The following is a 1,095-nucleotide window of genomic DNA, read 5'->3' as shown; positions in this document are numbered from 1 at the left end:
CCCCGTGGTCCCCGGCGAAGACCACCACCCGCACGTCGTCCAGCGGGCGTGGCGGCACCGTGCCGTGCGCGGCGGACAGCCACGCGGCCAGCTCCTCCAGCCTGCCGAGCGCGCCGAGGGGCTTGACCAGCCCGTCGAGTCGCTCGACCGCCGCGCGGCGGGCCTGCTCGTCGGGGAGGGGGATGTCGAATCGCACCGTGCTTCTCTCGTTCTCTCGTCTCCCGGCCTTTCCCGGGTGTCTTACAGGTGGACGACGCGGCCGGCCACCACCAGCCGCACCGAGTCCGAGTTCGCGGCGACGGCGGTGTTCAGCGCGCCGAGCACGTCGCGGAACATCCGCCCGGACGCGGTGCCGGGCACCACGCCGGAGCCGACCTCGTTGCTCACCGCCACGATCGGCACGGTCACCGACTGCCAGGCGTCCACCACGTCGGCCAGCCGGTCGTCGACCCGCTGCTGCCAGCCCTCGGTCTGCTCCCACGCGCCGACGTCGTCGAGCACCCGGGCCAGCCACGTGCCCAGGCAGTCCACCAGCATCGGCGCCCGGGTGGTGCGCAGGGTGTGCGCGAGGTCGGTGGGCTCCACCGTGCGCCAGGACAGCGGCCTGCGTTGCCGGTGGGCGGCCACCCGGGCGGCCCACTCGGGGTCGTCGTTGCCGGGCGGTTTCCCGCCCGCGACGTAGACGACCTGGCCGTGGCGGGACATGAGCTGCTCGGCGTGCCGGGATTTGCCCGAGCGCACCCCGCCGAGCACCAGCACCCGGCCGCCGCCCCGGACCTGGCGGCTGTAGCGGCGCAGCAACCGGGCGCCGGACTCCAGCCCGCCCGCCACGAACTCGGCGGCGCGCCGCTTCGGATCGTTCGTCATGCCTGGCATTGTTGCCCACCGGTTAGGGTCTGCGGCGTGATCTGTTCCCGGAATTTCGCGGCGCTCGGCATCGTCGCAGGGTACGTTGCCGACACCGTTTTCGGCGACCCCCGACGTGGCCACCCCGTCGCCGTTTTCGGCCGCGCGGCGGGTGCGGTCCAGCGGCGGATGTGGGCCGACTCGCGGGCCCGCGGCGCCGGATACGTGGGCGTGTGCGCAGGCGCGGCG

The 1,095-nt window shown here is 74.6% G+C and carries 2 protein-coding genes and 1 pseudogene; 1 reads left to right on the top strand and 2 read right to left on the bottom strand.

Going from position 1 to position 1,095, the window contains the following annotated elements; genetic code table 11:
• Positions 1–196 (bottom strand): nicotinate-nucleotide--dimethylbenzimidazole phosphoribosyltransferase (locus tag SACPADRAFT_RS25895; RefSeq protein WP_007027717.1); only part of this gene is annotated, 196 nt, incomplete at its 3' end.
• 44 nt (positions 197–240) lie between these two features.
• Positions 241–867, bottom strand: a complete 627-nt coding sequence (locus SACPADRAFT_RS0206315; protein ID WP_028662266.1) for a bifunctional adenosylcobinamide kinase/adenosylcobinamide-phosphate guanylyltransferase — start codon at positions 865–867, stop codon at positions 241–243.
• 36 nt (positions 868–903) lie between these two features.
• Here SACPADRAFT_RS0206315 and SACPADRAFT_RS33750 point away from each other — a divergent pair.
• Positions 904–1,095: pseudogene (locus SACPADRAFT_RS33750) on the top strand (cobalamin biosynthesis protein); the annotation flags it as partial.

The organism is Saccharomonospora iraqiensis subsp. paurometabolica YIM 90007, from assembly GCF_000231035.2.
GTDB classification, from domain to species: Bacteria; Actinomycetota; Actinomycetes; order Mycobacteriales; family Pseudonocardiaceae; genus Saccharomonospora; species Saccharomonospora paurometabolica.
This window is presented reverse-complemented; position numbering and strand designations above follow the sequence as displayed.